The 4,335-nt window shown below is 52.6% G+C and carries 4 protein-coding genes; 3 read left to right on the top strand and 1 reads right to left on the bottom strand.

Going from position 1 to position 4,335, the window contains the following annotated elements; genetic code table 11:
- Positions 1–215: 215 nt before the first annotated feature.
- Positions 216–383, bottom strand: a complete 168-nt coding sequence (locus tag NN5_RS26165) for a hypothetical protein (protein WP_157081323.1) — start codon at positions 381–383, stop codon at positions 216–218.
- 187 nt (positions 384–570) lie between these two features.
- Between NN5_RS26165 and NN5_RS24215 the strand changes: the two genes are divergently transcribed.
- The 3 genes from NN5_RS24215 to NN5_RS24205 form a co-directional block, all read left to right on the top strand.
- On the top strand, positions 571–1,797 hold the full coding sequence (locus NN5_RS24215; RefSeq protein WP_067739174.1) for a type IV secretory system conjugative DNA transfer family protein: 1,227 nt from the start codon (positions 571–573) through the stop codon (positions 1,795–1,797).
- Between the two features lie 179 nt (positions 1,798–1,976).
- Positions 1,977–3,794, top strand: a complete 1,818-nt coding sequence (locus tag NN5_RS24210; RefSeq protein WP_157081322.1) for a hypothetical protein — start codon at positions 1,977–1,979, stop codon at positions 3,792–3,794.
- Between the two features lie 322 nt (positions 3,795–4,116).
- The coding region (locus NN5_RS24205; protein WP_157081321.1) for a hypothetical protein at positions 4,117–4,335 on the top strand (219 nt) is incomplete at its 3' end.

The following is a 4,335-nucleotide window of genomic DNA, read 5'->3' as shown; positions in this document are numbered from 1 at the left end:
CAGTAAGATTAGGAGGCGCAGGGCTTTGCTTGCGTAGAGTCTTCCTGAGCACACCCAAAGAAAGATATTACGGCGCCATATACTTTACCGGTGAGGTTTAACTGGGGTAGCGCATAGACGAAGCTCTTCGCCTTCACCGGTGAAGGCGAAGAGCTTCTAGCGAACATGTGCGACCTCACCGAACGATGATGACATTGAGACTATGATTGCTCAGTTCAAGAGTTTTGAGCAGCTGTTTTTGGTGCAGGATCAGTTGAAAGCAGACGAAACACCGCCAGCAGGCGCGCGGCCATCTCTCTCGCCTCAGGCACCGAAATCGTTTCGCCAAAGTCAGCCTCGTAAGCGGCAATGAATTCTTGAAGATCGGTATCGGTGAGTTTCATCCTTCAAGCGTAGGTGAACCCACCCAAGCCAGCACGGCGTCACCAACTGCGCGGACGAAGGTTGCTGACTGAGAACATCCGAAATCACATCCCTCAAGTCCCCAAGTCCCCCACTGACGAAGTGCTGCCGCACCGGCGCGATTGGTGGCGCCATGACAGCCCGCGCTGTTGTTCAGACAATGAGCCCATGGACGACATTTCCTATTTCGGTCTCACCAACCATCGGCAGAACTTCGTGCCTTTCGGCATCCGTCAGGTCGATAGGCTGATGCATACATATGCAATCGGGGCAACGGGCGCCGGCAAGTCCACATTACTCGAAACACTGGCGCGCGGAGACGTGAATGCCGGCCGAGGATTTGCCGTCATCGATCCGCATGGCGACCTCGCCGAGCGCATGCGTGATGTGGCTGGGCGATCAGGGCGCCCGTACATCTACATGGACGCTGCGTCTCCTAGCCAACCCTATGGCTTCAATCCCCTGAAACGCGTCCGTGGGGACAAGATTCCACTCGCCGTCTCAGGCCTGATGGATGCCATGAAAAACCTGTGGGGTGATGCCTGGGGCGTGCGCATGGAGCATGTGCTGCGCAACAGCCTCTATGCCCTCATTGAGCGTGATGGCTCAGTGCTTCCCGACATCCTGCGCCTTTATGCAGAAAAAGCCTTCCGCAAGGAGGTCGTTCGTCGCATCCGCAATCCGGTGGTCAAGGCATACTGGCTGCACGAGTTCGAGAAATATCCGTATCGCCAGCGCGCGGAGGTCACGGCGCCGGTGCTCAACAAACTCGGCGGTTTACTTACCGATCCCCGCCTCTATCACACCCTGGCAGAGCCCGACACACCGATCAGCTTCCGCAAGCTTATGGACGAGGGAGGTATCTTGATCGCCAATCTCGCCAAGGGACGTCTTGGCGCTGATAGCGCCGACACCCTTGGCAGCATGATCGTTGCCACCATCAGTATGGCGGCGTTCAGCCGTGCCGAGGAACCAGCTTCCAACCGGCGCCCGTTCTTCCTCTACGTCGATGAATTCCAGTCGTTCACGACGCTTGCCTTCGCCACCATGCTACCGGAGCTACGCAAAATGGGTGTCGGATTGGTTTTGAGTCACCAACACCTGCATCAGCTCAGCCCTGACATCCGGCATGCGGTGCTCGGAAATGTGGGGACGCTCGTTGCGTTTCGGGTTGGGGCTGAAGATGCGCCAGTGATTGCCCGGGAATTGCAGCCAGACATTGGCGAACTCGACCTGCTCAATCTCCCCAATCACCGTTTCTACACCAAGCTGATGATTGATGGTACACCAAGCAAGGTGTTCAGCGCTTGCAGTTTCAATATTATGGAATCTAGGAGCGAAAACTCCATAACTTCTCGTCCTCGCTTGGAAGAAACCACCATTAGAATCGTTTAGGTGTAAGAATCATAATGACATTCTGGAAAATGTAGAAAAATCAAGTGAACTTTGTGAAATGCTTATCGCCAAATTGATTATTTTATCCTGAAAGGCGTTCTCGAAAAAACCTGGTATATTGCCTTGATTCCCGAAATGTGGGCCATAGTATTTAAGAATGTCTACCAATAGGGGGTGTCATGCGGAATATCAAAATGGCCGTACTGGCTGGCGCAGCGATAGCCGGACTCAGTGTTATTCCTTCCCAGGCGTGGGCCGCGAAAAGTCTGCCGAAAGCGCCGCTGGTAAATCCGGAAGGTACAGATCAATATCTTGGTCCTTGGCTGGAGGGTGTTTTCGACAAGATGATGCTCAGTTGCCAGGGGACGCCACTCATGATGGTGAAACCCGGCAAGTCGAAGAAACATCCTGCCTCTGCGGTGCCTGGCTGGGTGCTCACTGAATTTGGTGTCACCGACGACCTTGGACCGAAGCTTTCTCCCTTCCACGGCGATAGCATGGCCTACTACTTTGCGGCAGTCTATGATGCCGCTGATATTGGCGAATTAAAAATCGACGGCGGTCGCGATTATTTGGCTACCGTGGATCCTGATCTTCCGCAATTTCTGACTGCTCCCCTGGTAGATAAGGCTTCCTATTTGCAAAGCTGCGCGAATTCACTGCAGGGTGCGCTGAAAGCTAATGCTGGATATAGCTTCCCTGTGGCAACATTGAAGGCTGGACTGGAAGCTGAATATTCTACTTCGAGAAGTTATTCGCTGAACCTAATTAGCTCAACATTCATGTCTCCTCTTTGGGAAGCGTATAAGGGCGAGACCAATGCAAGCCAGTCGCCTTTCAATGCTGCGATGACAATCTTGTACTGGCGCGAAACGCACCTCTCTGACGCGACTAAGCCATTGAAGCTTCTAACCAAGTTTAAGGGTGTAATGACGTCAGAACAGTTCGGTCTTAAGCGGAATGAGAAGTACGAGGCTTCGTCTTCTTACACGGTCAGCATTCCGCTGATCGGGAACTCAAACGGAAGCTTAAATGGGGCGGTCCAATGGATCTCAAAACTAGACGGCCAGCATTACAAGCTTGCTGTGCTCCGAAAGGACGACGGCACGCTCGACATAGAAAGTCGCGAATTACCGAGCGTTGCGAAAGCTGTCACGAGGGCTGATACCACAGGGACGGTCATCCTTGATCCTGCTATGGCCAATTCCGACCTGACCATCTACGACCGCACGCCACGCACCATCACTTACCTGATAGAGCGATTGCCCAAGGCGATGTGCACCGGGCACTGGGAAGTAATACAGTCATCGCCTGATGCGACGGACGCCACTCTTTCCATGGGGGCTCCCAAGCCATCTGTTGATAAATACGGCTGGCCCGTGTGTTCCATCCCGGTGATTTTCAGGCCTGCGTCAAACATGTCGCTTAAGAAGACGCAAGTTCTCGACTTGAAGTTTGAATACCCCATTGGAGCGCGTGCCACTGACAATATTGTCTCTCTTTCCCCTCTTCCGATAACAATGCCGGCGCGTGCGACTCCCGACCTACAAATTCGTGACAATAGGCAGGAGCCAATCATTGCTAAAGTTGAGAGTGATCCGTCATCTGGCGCGTCGACTTCGGTCTTGCAATGGCGATCAACTCATCAACTATTCGATAATAATAATGAGATCAGTGAGGCCAAGGATATCATCCTGGAGGGTTTGAAAATCTCCTGCACACCTGAGGTTCCAGAGGCAGAGTGGTTCGCTCCATCCAAAGATGTTGAACTCGTAACGCGAGGATCAACGCGAGACGTGATTCTGACTCTGGAGCGGCGTTGGGCGGGTGCATTCAATAGCACTAGCCCCGCAATTACCTATAGCACCTGTCAACTTTCCGGCGACCTTAAGTTCAAACTTAGGGGAGGTAAGGAGCAGGAGCGGGACTTCTCGACGCTGCAATTTAAGTACCCATACATTGCGCAACAACCCGTGTCTTCGTCAGTCGATCAATGAAGTATGTTGCAAGCTTGATGTGGGGGGGAAGTTATTTTCTTGTGGTGATGAGTGGAGGTGTAGTTGTGGCGAATTGTGCTACGCGGATAAAATCCAATATTTTTTAGTAAAAAATACATCTTTTTATCAAAGGGTGATAAATTATTTCCTACTTTTGGGGGTGGCGTTTCGCAAGCTGAAATGATATTCGTGTCTCGCCTCCGTGCCCCGGGCTTACTGCGACCGGGTACCGATGGTGCGGAGGCATCCCCAATTGTCGCCAGTTGCATAGTGGTTCCAGACAAGGTGATACATAGCGATTTCTGAAGATGGCAACATTGGCGTGGTGATCGAAGCCGTGGCGGACAACGGTCTACGCCTTCGAGATGCTGAGGGGAGCTGGTTCGAGCCTTGGGAGGTCGTGCATGATATTGAGGCTGCGCGTATTCCTTCCGAGCAGTCCACGATCTTGCTGCTAGCTATCGGAATTAGAAACGAGCGGGTTATTCTCGTGCCGGAGTTCGATTTGCTCTGGAATGTTTTGATCGACACCATTCATCGC

It is taken from the genome of Novosphingobium naphthalenivorans NBRC 102051, from assembly GCF_001590985.1.
Lineage (GTDB): Bacteria > Pseudomonadota > Alphaproteobacteria > Sphingomonadales > Sphingomonadaceae > Novosphingobium > Novosphingobium naphthalenivorans.
Note: the sequence above shows the minus strand (reverse complement) of the source record. Positions and strands in the feature narration are given on the sequence as shown.

Excerpts from the sequence above, each read along its gene's own strand:
- NN5_RS26165 (WP_157081323.1), bottom strand. The coding sequence starts at position 383 with ATGAAACTCACCGATACCGATCTTCAAGAATTCATTGCCGCTTACGAG.
- NN5_RS24215 (WP_067739174.1), top strand. The coding sequence starts at position 571 with ATGGACGACATTTCCTATTTCGGTCTCACCAACCATCGGCAGAACTTC.
- NN5_RS24210 (WP_157081322.1), top strand. The coding sequence starts at position 1,977 with ATGCGGAATATCAAAATGGCCGTACTGGCTGGCGCAGCGATAGCCGGA.